This is a genomic window from Actinoplanes sp. GCM10030250, assembly GCF_042666575.1.
Lineage (GTDB): Bacteria > Actinomycetota > Actinomycetes > Mycobacteriales > Micromonosporaceae > Actinoplanes.
In genome coordinates this window covers 13569-35540 of the sequence record NZ_JBHTDO010000055.1, presented here as the reverse complement: position 1 = coordinate 35540, position 21972 = coordinate 13569, and the positions used below count along the sequence as shown (strand labels likewise).

Below are 21972 nucleotides of genomic sequence, written 5' to 3'. Positions count from 1 at the left end.
GGCGAGCGCTGAGGCAGCACCCACGACCGGCTGGCCGGCAGTGCCGTCTGGCGAGCGCTGAGGCAGCACCCACGACCGGCTGGCCGGCAGTGCCGTCTGGCGAGCGCTGAGGCAGCACCCACGACCAGCCCCGCCCGCCTGACCACCGCCGGGCGGGGCCAGGTGGGGAGAGTCAGCGGACGAGGCGGTCCACGAAGGCGGTTACGACGGCAGCCGGGGTGGTGTCGGCGCCGATGGAGGTGGTGAGGAGGTCGAGGAGGAGGCCGTCGACGGCGTAGTGGAGGAGGGCGATCTCGAAGGCGCCGCCGGCGAGGCCGGTGGTGGCGTGGAAGGCGACGTCGTCGAGGTAGCCGCGGCGCAGGGTTTCGCCGAGGATCGCGGCGAGGCCGGGGCGGCGGGCGGATTCGAGGCGTAGCTCGATCAGGGCGCGGGTCAGGTCGGGCTGCCGGGTGGTGCGCTCGACGATGTACTGCAGGTAGTCGACGAACAGCTCACGTCCGGGCTCGCGAGCGGCCAGCTCGGCGACGACGTCCGGATCGGGTGCGAACCGTTCCATGATCCGCTCGCCGAGGGCACCGAGCAGGGCATCGCGGGACCGGAAGTAGTTGGAGGCGGTGCCGAGCGGCACCCCGGCCTCGGTGTCGACGGCGCGGTGGGTGAGGCCCCGGGCGCCGCTCTCCGCGAGGACCCGCAGTCCGGCGTCGGTGAGCGCCCGTCGCCGGTCGAGGTTGCGTGCCATGCGAACACGGTAGCAGGAACCACTACAGCTGTTGTACGGTGAACCACGACAGTCATAGTGGTTGGGAGACCTCATGCGAAAACTCGGCTATTTCGTCGCTGCCACGATCGACGGCTACATCGCGGCACCGGACGGATCGTGGGACTTTCTTCCGGTCCGCGAGGACGTGACCACGTTCATGATCGAGGAATATCCGGAGACCATTCCCACGCCTGCGCGCGGACTTCTCGGGATGGGTGACCCACCGAACCGCGTGTTCGACACCGTCCTGATGGGACGCAACACCTACGAGCCGGCGTTGCGGGAGGGCGTGTCCAGCCCGTACGCGCATCTGCGGCAAATCGTCTTCTCCCGCACGATGACCGGCTCACCCGACCCGGCGGTGCAGGTCGTCGCCGAGGACCCGGTGACCTTCGCCGGGAAGCTCAAGCAGGAACCGGGCATGGACATCTGGCTCGCCGGCGGTGGCAACCTCGCCGGTCAGCTGCTGCCGGAGATCGACGAGCTGGTCATCAAGCTGAACCCGGTGATCGCCGGCGGCGGCATCCCGCTGGCAGCACGCGGCTTCGACCCGCACAGCTTCACGCTGACCAGCGCGACCCCACTGGACAGCGGCGTGATCGTGCTGCGTTACCGAGCCGCTGGAGAAGCTGCCCGCCCGGCTGCCTGAGGAGCCGCCGAGCAGCCGGCCTCAAGGACGATCGGGCCGGCTCAGCACGATCGCCACGCTGATCGCGACGGCCACGATGAAGCAGGTGATGAGGACGCCGACGGCTCCCCACACCACCATCAGCACCGACAGCGCGCCCCAGAGCACCGCGCCCGCGATCGCGAGGGCCACGAGGACCCCTCGCCGGGGCAGGCGGCGACCGGGCCGGGTGAAGATCGCAGGGTCCTCGGCGGCCAGCCGGCCGACGATCTCATCGAACTGCCGACGTGTGTCCTTGGTTGCCAATCCGAACTCACCGCCCGTTCTCGCGATATCTCCGCCCACCACGTTTACCCCCTCCGCGCAACTTCTGATCGAAAAGGCGGTGACACTTTCATGACAAGTCAGCGCCAGGCGCCGATCAGGGCGAGTCCGGCGGAACGGAAACTCTCAGCGTCGGGCCTCGATCGGGGGCGAGTCGGGCGCGGCTGAAACATGAGCGCCGGGCCGCGCTCGGGGTGCCGATCCCGGCGGCGTAAACCCACGCCAATCCCCCGGATCCGGATAGGTACCGGGTTCCACGTCATCGCCGATCGGCTGCGGATGCGGTCCTGGCACGGCCACCGGCGCGCCGCGCCCCGGCGCGCCGGTGCCGGCGCCCGCGGGAACCGGTGCAGGGACGCCGGCACCCGCGGGAACCAGCACCGGAGTCGCGGCACGCAGGGCGAAACGGCCGTCGACGAGAGCGGGATGACGCTCCGGGCGCGCACCGACATAGGCCGCGGGCCGCGGCACCCTGGCCCCGTTCTCCAGGGTGACCCGGCCGGTGTGCAGGATCTGGAGGGCGTACCAGCCGGTGGTGCGGCCCTCGACGACGTCGAGCCGGGCGAGTTCGGCCGCATCGGCCAGGGTGACGACGGCGGTCTCGCTGTGTTCCGGTACGGCGGCAAGCGTCGCCGGGAGCCGCCCGGCTCGGGTGAGTCCGGTGCACCAGACCGACGCGAGTCCCGCCATCTCGCAGGCCAGGTTGACCACCGGCAGGGGCGTGCCGTTCATGATGACCTTGCCGGGACAGGCGTTCGAGCCGTAGCTCAGCAACGGGACCCGGTCGGCGACACGCGAGGCGCCCTGCCCCGCCAGCCAGGCGTCGAGACACTGCCGGCCCTCCGGCTGCCGGCCCTCCGGCTGCCGGCCCTCCGGCTGCCGGCCCTCCGACTGCCGGCCCTCCGACTGCCGGCCCTCCGACTGCCGGCCCTTCGGCTGCCGGCCGACCGGCGAGGAGACGACCGGCGAGGAGACGACCGGCGAGGAGACGACCGCCCAGCCGCTCGGCATGCCCTCGTCCGGAACGACGGGCCAGCAGCGCTCCGCCCGGTCCATCACCCACGAGCCGGCCGGGCGCGTACCCGGATAGGGGTCGACCGCGAAGTCGGATCCCGGCCGGCCCGGGGTGACGGGAAGAGGGTCGTGGAGACCGTCAGCCGGCGAAGCCAAGACCCCGCTCCTCGAGCGCCGCGTCCAGGATTCTGATCGCTTTCGGCCCGACTCCGTGCATGGCGAGCAGATCGGCGCGGCGGTGAGCGGCCACCTGCGCCAGCGTCGTGATGCCGGCCGACATCAGCGCCCCGGTGGCGGGCCGGCCGATGGATGGCAGGTCACCGATCTGCGCGGGTAGGTCACGTGTGCTCATGAGGGCACGATACGAGGGGGTGAGCTCTGGGCGTACCCCTGCATCTGCTCTTGAGAAAGAACGGCCCCGAAGATCGGTGTGCCAGGCTCCAGCCGCACGCCGTCGGCGAGACCGCCCACCGCGACCGGATCGAAGCCCAGCGTGTCGACCACCGCGGCGGCCTCCCGCACCGCGACCGGATCGTCGCCCGCGATCGCTATCGCCTTGCGGTCCGGCGCGCCGGCGGGACGCGGCCCGGCGTCAAGATCGTGATAGCCCATGTGGTTGAGGGCCTTGACCACCCGCGACTCCGGGAGGAACGCCTGGACCTGCGCACTCGACGACCGCAGGTCGTCGCGGATGCCGTCGACCTCCCACCAGTAGTTCATCGCGTCCAGCACCAGCTTTCCGCGCAACTCGGCCACCGGCAGGGTGCGGTACTTGCCGAGCGGCAACGCCAGGATGACGATGTCGGACTTCGCGGCGGCCTCGGCCGCGGTCACCGCGGTGGCGCCCGGCGTCACCACCTCGACGATCAGGGAGATCCGGGCCGGGTCACCGGACCCGGCCACCAGGACGCGGTAACCGGCCGCGACGGCCAGCCGGGCGACGACGGTGCCGAGCTTGCCGGCACCGAGGATGCCGATGGTCTGCATCGGTCAGGCCTCCGAGATCATGTCGCGGACCATGGGGATCACCTTGGCGCCGAAGAGCTCGACGGCGCGCATCCGGGCGCTCGCGTTCTGCGGCCCGGCGGTGTAGATCAGGTCGAACCGGCCCACGTCGAGCTTCCCGGCCGCACCGGCGATCTTGCGGGCGACGGTCTCCGGGGATCCGATGTAGAGAGAGCCGTGCTCGGCCTCGGCGTCGAACTCGGCGCGGCGCAGCGGCGGCCAGCCGCGGAGGGCGCCGATCCGGTCGCGGATGACCTTGTACGCCGGGTAGAACAGCTCCTTGGCCTCCGCGTCGGTGTCGGCCACGAAGCCGGGCGAGTGCATGCCGACCGGGTGGGCGACGGTGCCCAGCTGCTCGGCGGCCCGGCGGTAGAGGTCGATGTAGGGCGCGAACCGTTCCGGCTGCCCGCCGATGATCGCCAGCATCAGCGGCAACCCGTGGCGTGCGGTGCGGACCACCGACTGCGGTGACCCGCCGACGCCGACCCAGGTCGTCAGGCGCCCCTCGGTCTTGGGGAAGACGTCGGCGTCCTCCAGGGCGGCGCGCGTGGTGCCGGACCAGGTGACCGGCTTCTCGTCCAGGAGCTTCACGAACAGGTCGAGCTTCTCCTCGAACAGCACGTCGTAGTCGGCCAGGTCGTACCCGAACAGCGGAAACGACTCGGTGAACGACCCCCGGCCGAGGATCACCTCCGCGCGGCCGTTGGAGAGGGCGTCGACCGTGGCGAAGCGCTGGAACACCCGTACCGGGTCGTCGGAGCTGAGCACGGTGACGCCGGAGGCCAGTTTGATGTGGGACGTACGGGTGGCGATGCCGGCGAGGACCGTCTCCGGGGTGGAGATCGAGTACTCGGGGCGGTGGTGCTCGCCCAGTGCGATCGCGTCGACGCCCAGCTCGTCGGCGAGCACGGCCTCGTCGACGACCTGCCGGATCGCGGCGGCGTGCGAGACGGGCGCACCGGTGTCGTCCACCGGTACGTCACCGAAGGTGTCGAGGCCCAAAATCATTGTCGTTCCCTCCGTCGCGGCTACTGTTGACATGTCAACTGCGAGAGGGGCCCGGTTATGCCCAAGCTTCCGACGCGAGATCAACTGGGGATCTGGCGGGAGTTCATCGAGACCACGGAGGCCCTGCGCAACCGGCTCGCCGCGCGCCTGCTCGCCGACTCCGGCCTCTCCCCCGGCGACTACGCCGTGCTGCTCGCCCTGTCCGAGGCGCCACGGAACCGGCTGCGCTCCTCCGAGTTGGCCGCCACCATCGGCTGGGAACGCAGCCGGCTGTCACACCACCTGGGCCGGATGGAACGGCGCGGCCTGATCAGCCGCGACACCGAGGTCGAGCTGGCTTCGCCGGGGGCCGAGGCGTTCCACGGCGCGACGGTTCCGCACCTCACGGCCGTACGGGAACTGTTCGTCGACGCACTCAGCCCGGAGCAGCTCACCTCGCTCGCGGAGATCACCAGGGCACTGGGCGCCTCGGCCAGAGATCACGACGGGCTCGCCTGACGAGGTCACCGCGCGGAACCGACGCCGCCGAGGGCCGCCTCCTACGCATCTAGTTGTTATAGTAGAATGCAAACATGTTGTTCCGGGTGGACGTGGCGGCGGCCGAGCCGCTTGCCGATCAGATCGCCGCGCAGGTGCGTGGCGGCGTGATGCGCGGGGACCTGGCACCGGGTGAGCGGCTTCCGTCCGCCCGGGAGCTGGCCGAGGTGCTCGATGTCAACCTGCACACCGTGCTGCGGGCCTACGGCCGGCTGCGTGACGAGGAGCTGATCGAGCTCCGCCGAGGTCGCGGCGCGGTGGTGCGGGGTGACGCCGACGCCACCCGGTTGCAGCTTGCCGAGCTGGCCCGCCAGTTCGTGCGGGAGGCGCGGCGGCAAGGCCTGGCAGAGACGGAGATGCTCGCGATGATCAAGGAGGCGCAGCCATGAGAAGACTGCACGTAGCGGCCGGGCTGGTGTGGGTGCCGGTGGCGATCACGGCGGGCACCTGGCCGACGTGGTCCGGGCAGCTGCCGGACCGGATCGCCACCCACTGGAACGGCACCGGCGCGGCGGACCAGTTCAGCAACACCACCGGGTTCTGGGTCACGATGCTGATCATCGGGATCGCGGCGGCCGGCCTGGCCACCGGCGCGGTGATCCTGGCCAAGCCGGCGCCCGCCCATTTCCTCGTTGTCGCGTCCGGTGCGGTCACCGGCGCGACCGCCGGGATCTGGGTCTCCACCGCGACGACCACCCTGGCCGACCCCATCGATGCCCGCCTCGGCTGGCACTTTCTGTACTTCGTGCTCGGCATGGCCTGGGGAGCCGTCATCTGGGCCACGGCAGGCAGGTTGCCCCACACGATTCCGCCGGTCACTGCCGCCGTCGACCCTCTCGATCTGGGTCCCACCGAGCGCGCCGCCTACAGCACCACCCTGCGCGCTCCCGTGATCACCATCGCGATGGCCGTCACCGCGGCTGTGGCCGCCGTCCTGGCGCTGACCATCGACCCGAGCATGTGGCTGATTCTGATCGTGCCGGCTCTCGCCGCCCTGACCTTCGGCCGGATCCGGGTGACCGTCGACCGGCGCGGCCTGCGGGTGGTCGCCGGACTGCTCGGCGTCACGATCAAGCACATCCCCCTGGCCGAAATCGCCAGCGCCGGCGCCGAACAGATCAACCCGGTCGAGTGGGGCGGCTGGGGCTACCGGATCACCGTCTCGGGCCGTTCCGCGCTGGTGCTGCGCAGCGGACCGGGCCTGGTCGTCCACCAGCGCGACGGCCGCAGTTTCGCGGTCACGCTCGACCACCCCGAAACACCTGCCGCCTTGCTCACGGCCTTGCAGATGCGCGCGGACAGCTAGCTTCACCGATTCACCGCCGCATCGCCGGCACCTGGACGACGATGAACTGATGGCAGAACGACACGAAACCGCGGAACCCAAGAAGATCCACGGCGACAAGCTGGCCGAGGCCTTCACCAGCGAGCGGCAGCCCGCGGACGAGGCGGACTCCGCACCCGGCGATGTCCGGCTCTTGTCACGGCACCCCGCGGCCAGTTCCCAGCATGTGGTGCGTCGCTGATTGCGCCTCTGTGCGACACCTGCTCCGAGGCGCCGCCGCTCGCCCTCGCGACCGGCGGCGCCTCCTCGTGTGACGCCTACCCGCGGCGCCACTTCTGGTTGAGCGTTCCCGCGCAGTCCCACAGCTGGAGCTGGGCGCCGTCGTTGCCGTTCCACTCCTTGATGTCCACGCACTTGTTGGCCTGCGGGTTCACCAGGTCACCGGCCGCGCTGAGCACCCACTGCTGTGCCGGGTTGCCGCTGCACGTGACGATCTGCAGGATCACGCCGCTCGCGGTGGACCCCCACGGCACGTCGAGGCATTTGTTGTTGCCGGTACGCAGGGCGCCGCCGACCGCCTCCCACTTCTGCGCCGCGGAGTTGTTGCACGTCCACATCTGCACCAGGACACCGTCGGAGAAGTTGCCGTTCGGCACGTCCAGGCACTTGTTGTTCCAGTTGCTGATCATCGCCGCACCGCCACCACTGCCGCCGCCGGTCGTGGTGAGCGAGAGCCCGTACACCGAGAGGATCTCGTTGACCGGCTGGAACCACATGGTGCCGCCGGTCGTACAGTTGCCCGATCCTCCCGAAGTGACACCCTGCGCCTGGTTCCCGGAGATCCAGGAGCCGCCCGAGTCACCCGGCTGGGCGCACGCGTTGCTGCGGCTCAGCCCGGACACCGAACCCTGCGCGTAGTTGATCGTCTCGTTCTTGCCGAGCAGGGTGCCGCAGCGCCACCCCGTCGTACGCCCGGACCGGCAGATCGAGCTGCCGATCGCGGCCTCCTGCGAGCCGGCGACGAGCACGTTGCCGCCGGAGTAGTTGTTCACCCACGGCTGCGAGACCCAGTTGCCGTTGGTGCGCACCCAGGCGTAGTCGTTTCCGGGGAACGAGGAGCCGGCGAACGTACCCTGTGCCTGGTTGTTGAAGCCCAGCGTCGGGCTGCCGGTGCCACCGCAGTGACCGGCGGTCACGAATCCGCCGGCGACCGCGAACCCGACCGAGCACAGCGTGTTGCCGTTGATCACGAACTGGTCGCCGCCCCGGGTGTCGTACATCGGCCGCGGCGCCTCGGCAGCCGTCTCGACGGTCACCGCCCCGGCCCCGCTGCTCTCGGCGAACTTCTTGGCCGCCGCCTCGGCACCCGGCGCCGTGACGATCACGACGCTGTTGCTCGCCGGGTCGACCCGCCAGCTGCGGATACTCTTGGCCGCCCGCGCGCTGTTACGGTCCAGTTTGGCGCGTGCCGCGGCGAGCGAGCTCTCCGACCGCTTCACGATCTTCGGCACCGCGCCCTCCTCGCGCACGGTCGCCGCGTCGGCGGCATCGGTGACCGCGACGGTCAGGCGGGAGGCGCCGGACGGGATCCAGGCACCACCGAACCCGCTGCCGAGTCGCTGCCGCAGCCGCTTCTCGACAACGGGCGCCGCGGCCTCGGTGGTGAGCCGGTCGGCGATCTCGGCGTCTTCCAGCCGCAGGTCACGCTTGAGGGCGGCGACCATGCCGGGGCTCAGGGCAGGTGCCGCCGCGCCGGCCTGGTCGGCCGGAGGCACTGCGGGGGTACGGGCAAAGCTCGTCGACGGAGAGGCACCGATGGCGGCGAGTACTACCGCACCGGTGAGTACCGCACGAAGGAACGGGCGTGGCATGAGCGTCCTTCTCCGCACGCACGACACAGCGAACCGCGTCGGCACGTGCTGACCGGAGTGATGGGGAAGAGAGCGCTCTCACAGTCAGCGTTGTCGATGTCGTAACAACTGTCAAGAAACTTCATGAATTCATTCTCCAAGCCCCACCCACACCGCCCGCCCGCCGCCGCGCGCGCATACCGCCGCACCGCCCGCCGCACCGCACCGCACCGCCGCGCCGCCCGCCGCCGCGCCGCCCGCACCGCACCGCACCGCGCCGCCGCGCCGCCCGCACCGCACCGCGCCGCCCGCACCGCGCCGCCGCGCCGCCCGCAACGCAACGCACCGCACCGCCGCGCCGCCCGCAACGCACCGCGCCGCCGCGCCGCCCGCAACGCACCGCGCCGCCCGGCGCCCACAGCCCGCCGCCCGCACCGCCGCGCCGCCCGCCGCCGCGCCGGGCCGGGCGGGCCGGCGCCGCACTGCCGAGCCGCCCGCCGCCGCGCCGCACCGCCGCGCCGCACCGCCCGGCGCCCGGCGCCCGCACCGCTCGGCCCCGTCGAGCGCACCAGATTGAGCACCTTCCCGGGCCGGGCGATACGCCAGCGAGTGCAGGGCAGGCGGCGAGAGGTGCTGGGCAAGCGAGAGGTTCACACGGGCAGGTTGGGTCCGAGGTCGGCCCGCGCGCGAGCGGACCGGCGCACGCGCGGGACCGGCGCACGCGCAAACCGGCGCGCACGCAAACCAGCGCGCACGCAAACCAGCGCACGCGCGGGACCGGCGCACGCGCAAACCAGCGCACGAGCAAACCAGCGCGCAAGGACGGTTCGTTATCGGTAGGGCAGGGCGTGGCGGACGGCGACGATGCCGGGTGCGTGTCCGACCTCGGCGGCAAGGGCGGGGAAGACGCCGGGGCTCGACATGTCGATCTCCCAGAAGTACGGCATGGTCATCCCGGACTGGCCGGAGAGGCGAGCGCCTTCGCAGTAGGCGTAGCGGTATTCCGGGTCGGTCGGGTCGTAGTGGAAGGAGTAGGAACGGGTGCCCCACACCCGGCCGATCGCTGCCTCGGCCAGGTTGCGCTGCTCGTCGGTGGCGTTCTGTGCCACGAAGACGCGGGCGATCCGGCTGTGCGCCACCTCGGCGGGCGGCGGGTTGGCGGGCGGGCCCGACGGTGTGCAGGTGGCGATCGCGGAGGTGGCCGGCCAACCGGCTGCCGCACCGGCCACGATCAGGGCGAGGGCGGCGGGGATCAGGGCTCGCAGGCCCGTCGGCCAGGCGGCTATCGCCAGACCGCCGAGCCCGAGGGCCAGCACCCACAGGCCCGACTCGCCGCTGAGGATTCGCAGCGCGTGCCAGATGGGCTCGTCGCCGGGACGGTCGGGTTGCCACGACCAGAGGCCGCCGAGCAGGGCGAGCAGCAGGGACACCACCACCGACGTCCAAGCCAGGGCGGCGGCGGGGATCGCGCGGAACGGATGGTCCTCGGTGCGGCGGCTGGCCCAGCCGGTCAGGAGCCAGCCGGTCAGGGCGGCGAGCAGGCCGCCGGCGACGGTCAGCCCGGTCATCCAGCCGGTGGCCGAGCGCGACAGTTCGAAGCCGGTGCCGCCGTCCGCGTCGTACCAGGCGCGGTTCTGCCAGTAGACGCCGTCGTAGGAGAGCACCAGCCCGTCGCGGGTCGCCACGAAATGGGCGGACGAGGTGGGTGGATCACCGGCCAGGTCCACGTCGAGCTCGATCTCGGTGCGAATGTCCCACCCGGCAGCGGCCAGCCGGTCCCGGGCGGCAGTGGCGTAGGAGCGCACGTTACGGGTCTCCGGCGTGTTCTTCACCCAATAGTCGGCGAAACCGTAGACAGTGCTCTCGAGGTCGCCCGAGGGCACGAAGGTCTCGGCGTCACCGCCGCCCCAGACGTGCAGACCGGGGAAGACGGTTGATCCGAGCGCCTCCGACTCGGCACCGGACGGGAGCGCCGGTGCCATTTCCCAGCCGGCCCGGGCGGCGCCGGCGGCTCCGAACAGCCCGGCGGCGAGCGCCACGAACGTTGCCAGGACCACGATGGATGTGCTGGCCGGGCGGCCGAGGCGAGCGCGTAGCCCGTACGCGGAGAGGTTGATCTTTTCCTTGAGGGTGGGTCTTGTGCGGCCCGGCGGCGAGCACTCCAGCAGCGTGCCCAGCATCTCGGCGCGGCGGGCACCCGGTGGGTAGAAACGCAGCCAGCGTGCATAGCGCCGGGCCAGCGGATCGCTCACGACGACACCGGACCCAGGCCGAACCGGCGGCGGGCCGCCAGCTGCGAGGTCGCGGCCTCGACGCTGGCGCGCAGCCGGTCGGTCTCCTCCTTCAGCGCGAAGGCGCCGTCGGTGGTCAGCCGGTAGTAGCGGCGAGGGCGCCCGTCGACGATCTCCTCGCGGTCGGGCTCGACCTGGCCGAGGGCGGAGAGGCGGTCGAGGGCCGCGTAGAGCGTGCCGGCCTGCAGGCGGATCCGCCCGTCGGAGAGGCGGACGACCTCCTGGATCACCCCATATCCGTGCCGCGGCTCGGGCGCCAGGGCAGTCAGGATCCAGAACGTCGGTTCGCGCATCGATGCGGCCATGCTAGACAATATAAAGATGATCTGACTATCCGTCCACCCCATTCCCGGACCGGTCCACGGAGGCGCCGGCCCGGATCGCGCGGGGAATCTCGGCGACCTCGTCCACCCGCCGCAGCAGTGCCGCCACGTCCGGCCCCGGTGCCGGCGAGCTCACCTCCACCTCATAGGTGACACCGTCCGACGCCCACGTCCGGGAATCGAAGCCGCCGCCGGCCGACACCCGTACCCCATCGATCTTGATCCCAAGATCTTGCGCCTCACGGTAGACGTCGTTGAGCACGCACCCCGCCACCGACAGATGCAGCAGATGCGCCCCGGTGAACTCCGCCTCGACCGTGACGCCCTCCTCCGTCCACCGATGCGGGAACCGCGTCACACCCGCCTCCCGCGACCGCAGCGACCCGGCACCGGCCACCACCTCGAACCGGCTCATTCAGCGCCCCCCAGCTTGCGATGCATGACGTGCAGCCCGACCGGCCCGTGCACGGGATGCTCGAACGCGTCGGGAATCGTGCCCACGACATCGAACCCGAGCGACAACCAAAGTTTCAAGGCCGGATTCGTGGCGACAACAGCGTTGAAGACCATCGCGCGGTATCCGTCACCCGCCGCCTCCCGGAGCACGTGCTCGGCCAGGCGTCGCCCGATCCCCCGCCCCGCATGACCGGGATCGACCATGAATCCCGCGTTGGCGACCGAGGCCGCCGGACCACCGTAGTTGGGCTTCACATAGGCCGAGGCCACCACGTCCGGCCCATCCTCGACCACGAACACCCGCGCCGCGGGCCCCATCCACAGCCCCCGCGCGGCCTGCTCACCGGTGCCCGGATCCCAGGCATAGGTGTCTCCGGCACTGACGATCAGCTGCCAGAAGGGCCAGATCCGCGGCCAGTCCTCAGGTGTAGCGTCCCGGATCAGCATGCGGACAATGCTACGAACAAAAGAACCGATCAGAGGGTACGCGGACCGCCCTCGACGCCGAAGAACCAGTGACGATCGGCGTCCGGCGGCGGCGGTAGCTCGTCGCGCACCAACTGCCCGATCGCCTCGGCGAGGTCGGCGAGCACCGCCCCGTCGATGTGCTGTTCGTGCCGCAGTTCGTACGGCTCGCCCTCGAACACGTACCGCTCGTTGGCCTCGGCCCGGCTGAACACGCCGCGGGCCCGCAGCCGCCGTCCGGCCTCTTCGATCAGCCCCAGGGCGTACCCGTTGCCGGTCAGATCGAGGAGCGAGTTGGCACCCAGCGCGATCGGCCCGGCGAAGGTCTCCATCGCGCGCGGCTCTGGGCCCGCGACGCCGGCGGCCTCCAGAAGGAGGATCGCCAAGCTGACGTCGTAGGCCCAGAACCATCGATCACCGCACTGGACGGCAACAGACTTGCTCACCGCAGAAGGATAGTCACTGGTAGACGCGGACGTAATCCACCAGCATCTGGCTCGGGAACGGGGTGGTGGCGTCGATCGGGCCGGGGAAGTCCCCACCGACGGCCAGGTTGAGGATCAGGTAGAACTTGTGGTCGAAGATCCACGGGCCGCGGGTGTTCTCCACGGTCTCCTTGTTGGCGTCGAAGACCAGGCGGCCGTCCAGGAAGAAGCGGATGCCCTTGCTGTCCCATTCGGCGGCCCACACGTGGAAGTCCTGGGACAGGTCGGCGGTGGCGTACTTCTGGCCGTACCCTCCGCCGGCGTTGTAGGCCGGCGCGTGCAGCGTCGAGTAAGCCTCGCTGGTGTTACGCCCGAGGACCTCCATGATGTCGATCTCGCCGTTGTAGGGCCAGGGGCGCCCGGTGAGGAAGTCGTCGCCCATCAGCCAGAAGGCCGGCCAGAGCCCGTTGCCCTTCGGCACCTTGACCCGTGCCTCGATCCGGCCGTACTGGACGCTGAACTTGTTGCTGGTGTTCATCCGGTGCGAGGTGTACTGCCGGCCCTGGTAGTCCTGCCGCCGCGCCTCGATGACCAGCTGACCGGAACCGTTCATGGAGGCGTTCTCGCTGTTCGGCGTGTAGTACTGCACCTCGCCGTTCTGCGGCACGCCCGGGTCCATGGTCCACTTCGAGCCGTCCGGCTTGGTGCCGGCGCCACCGTTGAACTCGTCCGAGAAGACCAGGCGGGTTGCCGGGAAACTCGGGTCGGCGGGCTTGGCGGGCGGGGTGCCGGGGTTGCCGCCGGTGCCGTAGACGCTGAACTCCCACAGTGAGTATCCGTAGGCGCTGCTGCGGGCGGTGCCGTACATCCGCACGTAGCGACCGGTCCCGGTGGCGTTGATGACGTCCTTCAGGCCGTCACCGGTCGTGGTCGAGTAGATGCTGCTCCAGTTGGTGCCGTCGCCGGACACCTGGATCTGGTATGCCCGGGCGTAGGCCGGGTCCCACTGCAGCACGACCTGGCTGATCTGGGCGGTGGCGCCCAGGTCGACCGAGATCCAGCCCGGGTCCACCCAGCCGTTCGTCGAGCTGGTCGCCCACCGGCTGGCCGGGTCGTTGTCGAACGCCTTGTCCGGGCTGCACGGGTTGCAGTTGACGTCGTTCTGCCAGGTCGAGGCCTGCGCCGGCTTGTTGTAGGACAGCAGCCGGGCGGTACCGGGCGGCTGCGACGTCGGCGGTGTGGTCGGCGTGGTCGGCGTCGTGCTGCCGGAGTAGACCTGGAACTCCCAGAACGAGTATCCGTAGGCCTCCAGCGCGCGCTGCGTCAGGTTGATCCGCACGTAGCGCGCGGTGCCCGAGACGGCGAGGCTCTGCTGCCCGCCACCGCCGGTCGTGGTGGCGTACGCCTGGCTGTAGTTGCTGCCGTCGGACGAGAACTGAACGGTGAACGCCTTGGCGTAGGCGGCCTCCCAGTTGATCGCGATCCGGTTGACAGCGGTCGGGGCACCGAGGTCGACCTGGAACCACTGGGACGCGCCGAACGCACTGGCCCACCGTGTGCCGGTGTTGCCGTCGACTGCCTCGGCGGCGAGGTAGGCGCCGGCGATCTCGCTCGACGACGCGGTGGCCGCTTTGCCCTGCGAGACCAGGGTTTCGGCAGCCGCGGCCGGGCCGGTGGTCACCGCGAGGAAACCGGCCATCAGGCCGGCGACGCCCGCGGCCAGGGCGATCTTTCGGGTACGGGCTAGGTGTGGCCGTTTTCGAACAGGAGAAATCATGGGACGGGACTCCTCGGATGTGTCGAAGCCGTTTCCAGGTGGGGAACATCCTGTGAAAGCGCTCTCTTGCCGACACTGTGGTACCGCGGTCGAGCAGTGTCAATGCCTCCCCGGAACCGGTTCCGGCACCGGTCCCGCATCTGCGCAGGTCAGGGCCGGTTACGCGCTCCACCTGCGGCTAGGTTCCGGAACCTGGGAGCCGCCACGGCTTCGATCATCGGCCCCCGGTGGAGCCTCCGTTCGAGAAAGCGCTTCCCGACCTGGCCATGAGTAGCTGGAGGGTGGAGCGCCGCAGGCCACGGGGCATCCGGGGCGCCGCCTTGCGTGCCGGATCAACCTCCGGCAGCCGGGCGTGCAGGCGCTCGTCCACCCACGGCCCCCCGGTGTAGAGCAGCCCGCCCGCCACCGGGGTGCCGCTGATCCGGCGCTGCACGAGCCGGGCGTACGCCGGACCGAACCAGCACCACACCGGCGGCTGCGGTGGCAGGCCGAGCCAGTCACCGAGCGGGGCGAGGTACGGCTCCGCGGGGCGCTCGGCCGGGCCGTACAGGGTGCCGCCGTCGAGGACCTCGCCGCCGGCCACCGAGGCGGAGACGTACGCCATGGCCGGGTGGGTCAGCGCGAGGGCGAACCGGCGCACCCGCTCGTCATCGGGCTCGAGCTCGGCGTGCAGGGAGTGCACAGCTGTCGGCCCGTAGATGCGTGAGCGCGTCGTGGCCAGCGCCCCGTGGTGCACCGGCGGCGTCCCGGCCAGGAAGAACAGCTGGTCGGCGGCGGCGTGCTGCTCCCGGAACCCGGCCTCGCCGTCCCTGTCGAGCCGCCCGCGCAGGGGCTCGGTCGCACCGAAACGTCGCGGCATCGCCTCGGGCAGGTGCTCTCCCGCGGCGGCGAGCCACCGGGGCACGATGCCGGGCGACTTTTCCTGGCGCTCGTACCATCGCACCACCAGCGTGTCGATCTTGCGCTCTCTCACCGGCCGAGCGTACTGAACGGAACTCGGTCGACACCTCCACCACCGGCCCGGACAATCCGCCCATGACTGTGACGCCGGTGTTGTGGCTGTCCGGCGCTCCCGGAGCCGGCAAGACCACCGTGGCCTGGGCGCTGTACCGAGAGCTCACCCGCGAGGGCCTCGAGGTGGGCTACGTCGACATCGACCAGATCAACATGTGTTACCCCGAGCCGGCGAACGATCCGGGCCGTTTCCGGCTCGCCGAGAACAACCTCGCCGCCGTGGTGGCCGGCTTCCGCACGGCCGGTGCCCGTGCCGTCATCGTCTCCGGGTGCGCCGACCCCGGCCGGGACTCCCCCGCGCTCCCGAACATCGCGCTGACCAGGTGCGGGTTGCGCGCGGATCCGGAGGTCCTGCACCGCAGGCTGGTGGCCCGCCGCGCCGACCCCGCCTTCATCGCCGCCGCGATGACCGCACCGGCGGACCAGGCCGGCCCGAGCGTCGACACCACCGGCCTGACAGTTGACGAGGTCGTCGCCGAAGTGCGGAACCGCACTGCGGGATGGATGGACCGCACCGGCCCGGCTCAGGAGACCGAGCGGCGTACCCCGGCCGACGGGCCGATCCTCTGGGTGTGCGGCCCGACCGGTGTCGGCAAGTCCACGGCCGGCTTCGACTTCTACCTCAGGCACGTCCTCGGTGCCTACGTCGACCTCGGCCAGCTGGGCTTCTTCCACCGGGCGGACGACAAGATCAAAGCCGGCATCCTGGCCGCTCTGTGGCGCAATTTCCGCGACGCCGGAGCCGAACACCTCACCATCGTCGGGCGGGCGGTCAACATCAACAGCTGGGAGGCGTACGCGAAAGCCCTGCCCTTCTCGTCTTTGACGGTGTGCCGCCTGCAAGCCTCCGCCGGCGAGCTCACCCGGCGCATCATGCTCCGCCGCGAAGGCGGCCCCTGGGCCGAACCGGGCGACGCGCTGCGCAACCAGCCGCTCCCCCACCTCGAAGCCATCGCCGCGAAAGCGGTGTCCGAGGCCGCGGCCCTGGACCGCGCCGCCCTCGGCGCCCGCGGCGCCCTCGGCGACCTCCGCGACCTCCGCATCGACACCGACGGGCAGACCCCGGCGCAAACCGCCGACGAGATCGCCCGGAGACGCACCCTAGGCTGACAGCCGTGAACCGATCTCGCGTAGCCACGACGTGTGCCCGGATCACCGAGGCCCGCGCCTTCGAAGTGATCATCGTGACCCTGATCGGGGCGAACGCGATAGTCCTCGGCCTCGAGACCTACGAGCATCTGGGTGCGGCCGCGCCGGTGCTGCACGCCATGGAGTACTTCTTCCGCGCGGTCTTCGTCATCGAGATCGTCATGCGGATACTCGCCTACGGGAACCGGCCGCAGGACTTCTTCAAACACGGCTGGAACGTCTTCGACTTCATCGTGATCGCGCTGGCGTTCTTCCCCGGCCTGCACGGTGACTCACCCGCCCTGCGGGTCATCCGGATCGCCCGGGTGCTGCGGCTGGTGCGTTTCTCTCCCGGTCTGCGGACCATCGTCACGGCGCTGCTGCGCAGCCTGCCGGGCGTCGGCGGCTTTCTCGCCCTGGCGCTGGTGACGCTTTATGTGTACGGGATGGCAGGCTGGCTGATCTTCGGATCGTCCCAGCCCGAGGAGTACGGCAACATCGGCCGGGCCGTGCTCACCCTGTTCGTGCTGCTCTCCCTGGAAACCCTGCCCGACCTGATCACCCAGGGCCTGGAGCTCTCACGGTGGACCCTCGTCTACTACGTCAGCTACGTCCTGATCACGGTGAACCTGCTGCTCAACATCCTGATCGCGGTCATCGTCAACTCCATGGAGGAGGCCCGCCGCCTGGAGATGACCGAACACCTCGCCACCGACGAGGACGGCGACGGCATCCCCGACGAGATCGACCGCATCATGATCAGTCAGCGTTTGGACGATCTGCGCGAGTTGATCACGGAGTTGGAGCGGGATCTGCGTATCGAGCGCGAGGAGAAGAGCCAGCCCTAGCGCGGCCGGGGCTTCCGATCGCCCGGCAGATCTTGGGCGATTGACCACCTCCGGGGGTGCCTATCACCCAAGATTGCCCAGCTGGATCACCGTTGCGGCGCCCGAACAGCACCAGCCGGCCTATTTGGCGCGTTGTGCGCACAGGCGGGCGATCTGGAACGTGCGTTCCTCGCCGCCGAAGTGGGCCCACGCGGGGGTGGAACCGAGGTACGGGCCGATCTCGTCGTGCACCGGCCGGGCCAGACGGTCGCGGTCGGACAGGTAGTAGGCCAGCGCCTGCCAGTGCCGGCAGGTCATCGTGCGCCCCAGCTTCTGCGCACCGCCGGCACGCCACTTCGCGACGCAGTCGTCCACCTCACGCAGCACAGTGGGCGTCTTCATGTACTCCTGGCAGAGGACGAACCGGCGGTTGAAGTCCTCGACGCTCTCGCTGCCCCAGATATGTTCGCGCAGCAGAAACTGGAAGTGCGCGAAAACCGGCAGCATCGCGGCAGTGGACCCGGCAGGCGCGTTCGCGGCGGCGGTGCGCGCTACGGTGAACATCTGCTCGTGCGTACCGTGCCACTTCTCGCAGTAGAAGGTCGTCGCGCTCAGGTGCAGGTCGAAGTTGTGCGGGTCTCTGCGCAGCCCTTCGGCGTACGCGGTGGCGAACTCCGCCTGCACCCCCGGAAATCCGGAAAGCATGGTGCCCAGCAGGGTGTTCCACGGCCCAGGGGCGTCCGGAGCCAGTTCGATGGCACGGCGCGCAGCCTGCGCCGCTGATGCCGAATAGCCGGCGAATCCCTGAAACTGATCCTCGCTGGTGCGATCGGCGGACCTCGAACCACGAGCCTTCCCGGCGGCCGCACTCAGGCGCTCCGCTTCGATCGCCCAGGCGGCAGCGTCTTCGGGGAACTCGGTCAGCCAGTTCCGCAGCCAGGCGCCGTCGCCGGACGCCGCATCACCGAGGACGACAACCCTCCGGACCTGCACCTCCCAGCTCGGCGGGGCGGCGAGCAGGCTCCGCACCGCTGACCAGTCACCGGCTAGCGCGCGGTCACGGGCACCCCGAAGTTCCAGGTCATCCTGAGCGAGATCACGGTCGAGGGGCATCGGCGCGGGCCGATCGCGGCGAAAGAGACGTCCAAGCACCCGAAGATCCTAGGTTGCCGCGGCGAACCACGCAGCGCGGAGGATGCCGCCCGGTCAACCACCCGCCCACGGCTTCAGCGCGTCGGCCTCATCTGCCACCGTTCGTGCGCGTCAGCCGACGTCGCGCCGTCACGGCAGGTGGTCGTGGTCAGGGCACGCAACGGGCTCACCCCCCACCGAGGTGAAGCGGCGCGAACCTTCGGAGCCTTCGCTGTGACCATCGGCCTCTTGATCGCCGCCCTCGGGTTCCTGACGGATGGCGTGCCGGTCAACGCTCCTGAATCGGCTGGTAGCCGCGCCCACCGGGCTGGGTTTCCTGCCATTCCTCGACGAACGCCCCGCCGAGAATCGTTACCGGAGGAGTTGAGGCACCGACGACCAGCAGGAGGCCGAGTAAGGCGAGCAGCCAAGCCCGCCCGGCACTTCGCACTCGTCGAGCCCGAGACCACAGCCACACCGCGGCGGGAAACGCAACGAGCGCGGGCACGCCGAGCCCGAGGACAACAAACGCGCTGGGCCCCGAGTCACCTGAAACGCCGGACAACACGAAGAACAGAGCTGCCGGCAGCGCGCAGGGGCTGAGCAGGCACGTGATCGTGATCAGAAGCCAACTGGGCAACTGCGAGGGCCGGGCAGTCTCCATACGGCGACCGTACCTACCGGGCGCACCGTTTGCCGCTGTCATGCGCACCGCCTGCCCGGCTCGCATTCCGCGGCCGGCCCACGGTTGGTGAGCCAGTTGTTGATTTGCCGAGATCGATGTGCGCCGGCGCTGCTAACCTGCGCTCGTCAACTCGGGATCCTGGAGCGCGCCGCCATGAAGTACACCGTCTCGATCGAGATCGCTGTGCCGCGGGACAGGGTCGCCCAGCTGCTGGCAGATCCGGAACAGATGCCGAAGTGGCTGCGAGGCTTGGTGCTGCACGAGCCGATCAGCGGCACACACGGGCAGGTCGGCACCACGTCGCGAGTCGTGATGCAGATGGGCAAGCAGGAGATGGAGTGCACCGAGACCATCACCCGCCGGGAACCGGTGGACCTGCGGGCGATCCCGAGCGGCGGCGTCGTTTTCTTCGAGCGCGAGATCGTCGGCGAGGGCATGTGGAACGCTGCGCGCGAGCGGCTGACCGAAGCCGGTCCGCAGACGACGCTCTGGCAGAGCGAGAACGAGTTCCGGTTCAACAGCCTGCTGATGCGACTGGTGGGGCTGCTTGTGCCCGGTGCGTTCCGCAAGCAGTCGCAACAGCACATGCAGGACTTCAAGGCGTTCGCCGAGCGGGGACAAGACGTCCGCGACGCCAAGGACTGATCAGCGGCCGGCCACGCGACGGCGCCTCAGGCGGACCGCTGCGTGGTGTCGCCGCTGCGGAGGCTGTCCAGCTCGGCGAGGTACATCGCCTGCATGCGGTCATTGTGCCGGACCAGCAGCAGAAGCTCCTCGACGCTGTAGCCCTCGATGAGCCGCTCCGCCCGCTCGGCGAACCGCTCGTACGGTCGCTCCAGCTCGGCGGCCCGCTCCGGCCGCAGGGTGACGATCACCCGCCGCCGGTCCGCCGGGTCGCGTTCGGCAGTGACGTAGCCGGCCTGCTGGAGACGGCGGAGCATGCTGGTCACGGCGCCGGTGGTGAGGTTGGTCCGCTCGGCGATCTGCCCGGCGGTGGCGGATCCGGCGTCCGCCAGGAGGTCCAGGCACTCCAGGTCGCTCACGGTGAGGCCGAGGCGGTCCGCGATGGCGTACCGGAACACCATCGACAGCCGCGAGGTCTCCCGCCCGGCGCGCATGAGGGCGGCGATCGCGGACGCACGGGCCGGCTCATGGGACATGCCCGCAATCATGCCTCCGGTACGGTGACCCGGTGCAGCCGAGGTAGCACGCGGGTCAGCACCCAGTGCGGTGCCGCCGCGCCCCCGGTGAGGCGGCGCATCAGCCCGGCGGCGGTGTCGACGGTGCGGAAGGCGTAGGGCACCATCTCGTCCTGGTATCCGGCAATCGCCTCCTCCACCGGCGTGCCGCTCGCCCGGGCCTCGACGATTTTGTGGCCGAGCAGGGCGGCGTCGCGGAGCGCGGTGTTGCCGCCGTGGGCGCCGAACGGCGGCATGACGTGCACGGCGTCGCCCATCATCGTCGCCCGGGGCACCGCCCACTGGTGCGGGCGCCGGCCGGTGGCGAAGAGGTTGAGGACCGTGGTGTCCAGCTCGGCCGTGTCGACGAGCCGCCGGATCAGCGGGTGGAATTCCGTGCTCTTCCGGGCGGCCAGGTCCCGCAGCGCCAGCAGGTCCCCGCGGGCGCCGGTGGGCACCTCCTCCTGCCGGAGCAGCAGCCCCCACATGACGTAGTCGTGGCCGGTGGGCGCATAGCTGCCCGGTGCCAGGCGCGCGAACGCCTCGCGCGGGCTTTCGCCGAACCGCATGGAGGTGAAGAAGAAGGCGCGGCCCGGCCGGTCGGCGATGGCCAGGACCCCGCTGGTACGCAGCGCGTCCGGGATGACGCTCGCACCGTTCTGCCGCAGGGGCGTCCGGCCGTAGACGCCCGCCATCGCGGTGTTCGCCGGTTCCGCGTCCGGCATGAGCTGCGCGCGCAGTGCCGAGCCGACGCCGTCCGCGCCCACGACGACGCTCGCCGCGACAGCCCCGCCGTCGGTGAACCGCAGTCGCAACCCGGCCGGGCCACGGCTGTCCACAGCCGCGGCGGCCTTGCCGTAGTGGATGCGCCCGTCCAGCCCGGACATCAGGATCGACCGCAGGGTCAGCCGGTCGACCTGGCGGGTCGCGTGCGGCTCGTCCTTGAAGGTGATGGCGAAGGCGTCCCGCAGCCGGCTGTCGGTGAAGCGCAGGTGCCCGCCGGGCTCGTCGCCGGTGGTCAGCGCCAGGCGGTACAGCGGGCGGGGCAGGCTCTCCCGCAGCGCCTCCAGCCCGTACCGGTCGAGAATGATCCGGTATCCCTGCTGCCGGACGAAGGGGCCCGGATCCCGTTCGTAGACGTGCACGTCGATGCCGGCGCGCATCAGGTACTGGGCGAGACAGAGGCCGGAGAGCCCGGCGCCGGCGATCGCCACGGAGAAGTCGGTCGATATGGCCATCCGGTTATCTTAATGACTAAGATGATTGAGGCAAGGCGCGCCCAGTCGCCGGCGCGGGGCCGCCGCTGCCGCGCTAGTCGTGCCACGGTCGCGGAATGGTGAGGTCCGCAAGCTGGATCCAAGGCGTCTCGTACTGTTCGGACACAGAGGTGATGAGGAGCCGGACCCGGCTGTAGGCGATATCGTCGATTTGCCGTAGTAGCAGCTGCCGGCCCTCGCCGATCGACAGCGCGCCCAGGCGCGCCTCGCGCTTGGCCCGGCTGTCACCGGGTTCGGGATCGCCGATCTCCACCTCCAACGGCGATAGAACCTCCACCGTCAGAGACTGCACCGGGCCGTGCTCGGTAAGCGTCAGCCACACGAAGAACTCGAAGAACGGGTCTTCCCCGGAGAAGATCTCAATCTTGTAGCGCGGCTTCGTCTCAGCCTGTCGCCTTTGGCTTTCCAGGTCCGCTACCCGCAAGGCCGCATCCGCGGATCGGTCAGCCGCGTGCTGTGACCCTTCCGCCGCGTCCGCTGACCGGCGGGCGGAGTTGCCGTTCCACCACGCGACAGCCAGAGCGACGAGGCTGACGACAACAGCGATCGCGGCGAGGATCTCAGACATGGGCAGCAGCTTAAAT

27 protein-coding genes are annotated in these 21972 nt (G+C 70.5%); 8 read left to right on the top strand and 19 right to left on the bottom strand.

The window, feature by feature from the left end; all coding sequences use genetic code 11:
* Positions 1-172 precede the first annotated feature (172 nt).
* Complete coding sequence (locus ACFQV6_RS41470) at positions 173-739, bottom strand: TetR/AcrR family transcriptional regulator (RefSeq protein ID WP_378033219.1); 567 nt, start codon at positions 737-739, stop codon at positions 173-175.
* Positions 740-812: 73 nt separating this feature from the next.
* Here ACFQV6_RS41470 and ACFQV6_RS41465 point away from each other — a divergent pair, with 73 nt between their 5' ends.
* Positions 813-1409 (top strand): dihydrofolate reductase family protein, encoded by a 597-nt coding sequence (locus ACFQV6_RS41465; RefSeq protein WP_378033218.1) that lies wholly within the window; start codon positions 813-815, stop codon positions 1407-1409.
* Between the two features lie 21 nt (positions 1410-1430).
* Here ACFQV6_RS41465 and ACFQV6_RS41460 read toward each other — a convergent pair whose 3' ends face one another.
* The 5 genes from ACFQV6_RS41460 to ACFQV6_RS41440 form a co-directional block, all read right to left on the bottom strand.
* A complete protein-coding gene (locus ACFQV6_RS41460) occupies positions 1431-1694 on the bottom strand; it encodes a hypothetical protein (protein ID WP_378033217.1) in 264 nt (87 codons plus the stop codon).
* A gap of 144 nt (positions 1695-1838) precedes the next feature.
* Positions 1839-2882, bottom strand: a complete 1044-nt coding sequence (locus ACFQV6_RS41455; protein ID WP_378033216.1) for a hypothetical protein — start codon at positions 2880-2882, stop codon at positions 1839-1841.
* Positions 2866-3078 (bottom strand): DNA-binding protein, encoded by a 213-nt coding sequence (locus ACFQV6_RS41450; RefSeq protein ID WP_378033215.1) that lies wholly within the window; start codon positions 3076-3078, stop codon positions 2866-2868. The genes ACFQV6_RS41455 and ACFQV6_RS41450 overlap by 17 nt, the downstream gene beginning before the upstream one ends.
* A complete protein-coding gene (locus ACFQV6_RS41445) occupies positions 3075-3713 on the bottom strand; it encodes an NADPH-dependent F420 reductase (RefSeq protein WP_378033214.1) in 639 nt (212 codons plus the stop codon). Before ACFQV6_RS41445 ends, ACFQV6_RS41450 begins: the two co-directional genes overlap by 4 nt.
* 3 nt (positions 3714-3716) lie before the next feature.
* Positions 3717-4739: an LLM class flavin-dependent oxidoreductase gene (locus ACFQV6_RS41440; RefSeq protein WP_378033213.1), complete on the bottom strand. Its 1023-nt coding sequence runs from the start codon at positions 4737-4739 to the stop codon at positions 3717-3719.
* A 57-nt stretch (positions 4740-4796) separates the two neighbouring features.
* Between ACFQV6_RS41440 and ACFQV6_RS41435 the strand changes: the two genes are divergently transcribed.
* The 4 genes from ACFQV6_RS41435 (at position 4797) to ACFQV6_RS41420 (ending at position 6802) form a co-directional block, all read left to right on the top strand.
* The gene (locus ACFQV6_RS41435) at positions 4797-5237 is read left to right on the top strand and encodes a MarR family winged helix-turn-helix transcriptional regulator (RefSeq protein WP_378033212.1); all 441 of its coding nucleotides are present in this window, start codon (positions 4797-4799) and stop codon (positions 5235-5237) included.
* 74 nt (positions 5238-5311) lie between these two features.
* Entirely contained in the window at positions 5312-5665 is a 354-nt protein-coding gene (locus ACFQV6_RS41430) for a GntR family transcriptional regulator (protein ID WP_378033211.1), read from the top strand.
* Complete coding sequence (locus ACFQV6_RS41425; RefSeq protein WP_378033210.1) at positions 5662-6582, top strand: DUF1648 domain-containing protein; 921 nt, start codon at positions 5662-5664, stop codon at positions 6580-6582. Before ACFQV6_RS41430 ends, ACFQV6_RS41425 begins: the two co-directional genes overlap by 4 nt.
* Before the next feature lie 49 nt (positions 6583-6631).
* Complete coding sequence (locus tag ACFQV6_RS41420; RefSeq protein WP_378033209.1) at positions 6632-6802, top strand: hypothetical protein; 171 nt, start codon at positions 6632-6634, stop codon at positions 6800-6802.
* Positions 6803-6878: 76 nt separating this feature from the next.
* Here the strand turns inward: ACFQV6_RS41420 and ACFQV6_RS41415 are convergent, their stop codons facing one another.
* From ACFQV6_RS41415 to ACFQV6_RS41380, 8 genes are all read right to left on the bottom strand, one after another.
* Entirely contained in the window at positions 6879-8432 is a 1554-nt protein-coding gene (locus ACFQV6_RS41415; RefSeq protein WP_378033208.1) for a ricin-type beta-trefoil lectin domain protein, read from the bottom strand.
* A gap of 809 nt (positions 8433-9241) precedes the next feature.
* Complete coding sequence (locus tag ACFQV6_RS41410) at positions 9242-10663, bottom strand: hypothetical protein (protein ID WP_378033207.1); 1422 nt, start codon at positions 10661-10663, stop codon at positions 9242-9244.
* Positions 10660-11007 (bottom strand): PadR family transcriptional regulator, encoded by a 348-nt coding sequence (locus ACFQV6_RS41405; protein ID WP_378033206.1) that lies wholly within the window; start codon positions 11005-11007, stop codon positions 10660-10662. Before ACFQV6_RS41405 ends, ACFQV6_RS41410 begins: the two co-directional genes overlap by 4 nt.
* A 25-nt stretch (positions 11008-11032) precedes the next feature.
* A complete protein-coding gene (locus ACFQV6_RS41400; RefSeq protein WP_378033205.1) occupies positions 11033-11440 on the bottom strand; it encodes an OsmC family protein in 408 nt (135 codons plus the stop codon).
* Positions 11437-11928 carry a GNAT family N-acetyltransferase gene (locus ACFQV6_RS41395; RefSeq protein ID WP_378033204.1) on the bottom strand — a complete coding sequence of 164 codons (492 nt, stop codon included), beginning with the start codon at positions 11926-11928 and terminating at the stop codon, positions 11437-11439. Before ACFQV6_RS41395 ends, ACFQV6_RS41400 begins: the two co-directional genes overlap by 4 nt.
* A 29-nt stretch (positions 11929-11957) precedes the next feature.
* Entirely contained in the window at positions 11958-12392 is a 435-nt protein-coding gene (locus ACFQV6_RS41390; protein WP_378033203.1) for a hypothetical protein, read from the bottom strand.
* 13 nt (positions 12393-12405) lie between these two features.
* On the bottom strand, positions 12406-14148 hold the full coding sequence (locus ACFQV6_RS41385) for a discoidin domain-containing protein (protein WP_378033202.1): 1743 nt from the start codon (positions 14146-14148) through the stop codon (positions 12406-12408).
* Positions 14149-14362: 214 nt separating this feature from the next.
* On the bottom strand, positions 14363-15121 hold the full coding sequence (locus ACFQV6_RS41380) for a hypothetical protein (protein WP_378033201.1): 759 nt from the start codon (positions 15119-15121) through the stop codon (positions 14363-14365).
* 62 nt (positions 15122-15183) lie between these two features.
* Here ACFQV6_RS41380 and ACFQV6_RS41375 point away from each other — a divergent pair, with 62 nt between their 5' ends.
* Together ACFQV6_RS41375 and ACFQV6_RS41370 are read left to right on the top strand one after the other, a co-directional pair.
* A complete protein-coding gene (locus ACFQV6_RS41375) occupies positions 15184-16272 on the top strand; it encodes an AAA family ATPase (protein ID WP_378033200.1) in 1089 nt (362 codons plus the stop codon).
* Between the two features lie 5 nt (positions 16273-16277).
* Positions 16278-17138, top strand: a complete 861-nt coding sequence (locus tag ACFQV6_RS41370) for an ion transporter (RefSeq protein WP_378033199.1) — start codon at positions 16278-16280, stop codon at positions 17136-17138.
* A gap of 120 nt (positions 17139-17258) precedes the next feature.
* Here ACFQV6_RS41370 and ACFQV6_RS41365 read toward each other — a convergent pair whose 3' ends face one another.
* Positions 17259-18269 carry a hypothetical protein gene (locus ACFQV6_RS41365; RefSeq protein ID WP_378033198.1) on the bottom strand — a complete coding sequence of 337 codons (1011 nt, stop codon included), beginning with the start codon at positions 18267-18269 and terminating at the stop codon, positions 17259-17261.
* A gap of 268 nt (positions 18270-18537) precedes the next feature.
* Positions 18538-18912 carry a hypothetical protein gene (locus tag ACFQV6_RS41360; protein ID WP_378033197.1) on the bottom strand — a complete coding sequence of 125 codons (375 nt, stop codon included), beginning with the start codon at positions 18910-18912 and terminating at the stop codon, positions 18538-18540.
* Between the two features lie 174 nt (positions 18913-19086).
* Between ACFQV6_RS41360 and ACFQV6_RS41355 the strand changes: the two genes are divergently transcribed.
* Positions 19087-19578, top strand: a complete 492-nt coding sequence (locus ACFQV6_RS41355) for an SRPBCC family protein (protein ID WP_378033196.1) — start codon at positions 19087-19089, stop codon at positions 19576-19578.
* Positions 19579-19604: 26 nt separating this feature from the next.
* On the opposite strand, the gene ACFQV6_RS41350 is transcribed toward ACFQV6_RS41355, so the two are convergent.
* The 3 genes from ACFQV6_RS41350 to ACFQV6_RS41340 all read right to left on the bottom strand — a co-directional run bounded on the left by ACFQV6_RS41350 (position 19605) and on the right by ACFQV6_RS41340 (position 21956).
* Positions 19605-20093, bottom strand: coding sequence for a MarR family transcriptional regulator (locus ACFQV6_RS41350; protein WP_378033195.1), 489 nt, complete (start codon positions 20091-20093; stop codon positions 19605-19607).
* Between the two features lie 8 nt (positions 20094-20101).
* Complete coding sequence (locus ACFQV6_RS41345; RefSeq protein ID WP_378033194.1) at positions 20102-21349, bottom strand: FAD-dependent oxidoreductase; 1248 nt, start codon at positions 21347-21349, stop codon at positions 20102-20104.
* Positions 21350-21422: 73 nt separating this feature from the next.
* Positions 21423-21956 carry a hypothetical protein gene (locus tag ACFQV6_RS41340; protein ID WP_378033193.1) on the bottom strand — a complete coding sequence of 178 codons (534 nt, stop codon included), beginning with the start codon at positions 21954-21956 and terminating at the stop codon, positions 21423-21425.
* Positions 21957-21972 lie beyond the last annotated feature (16 nt).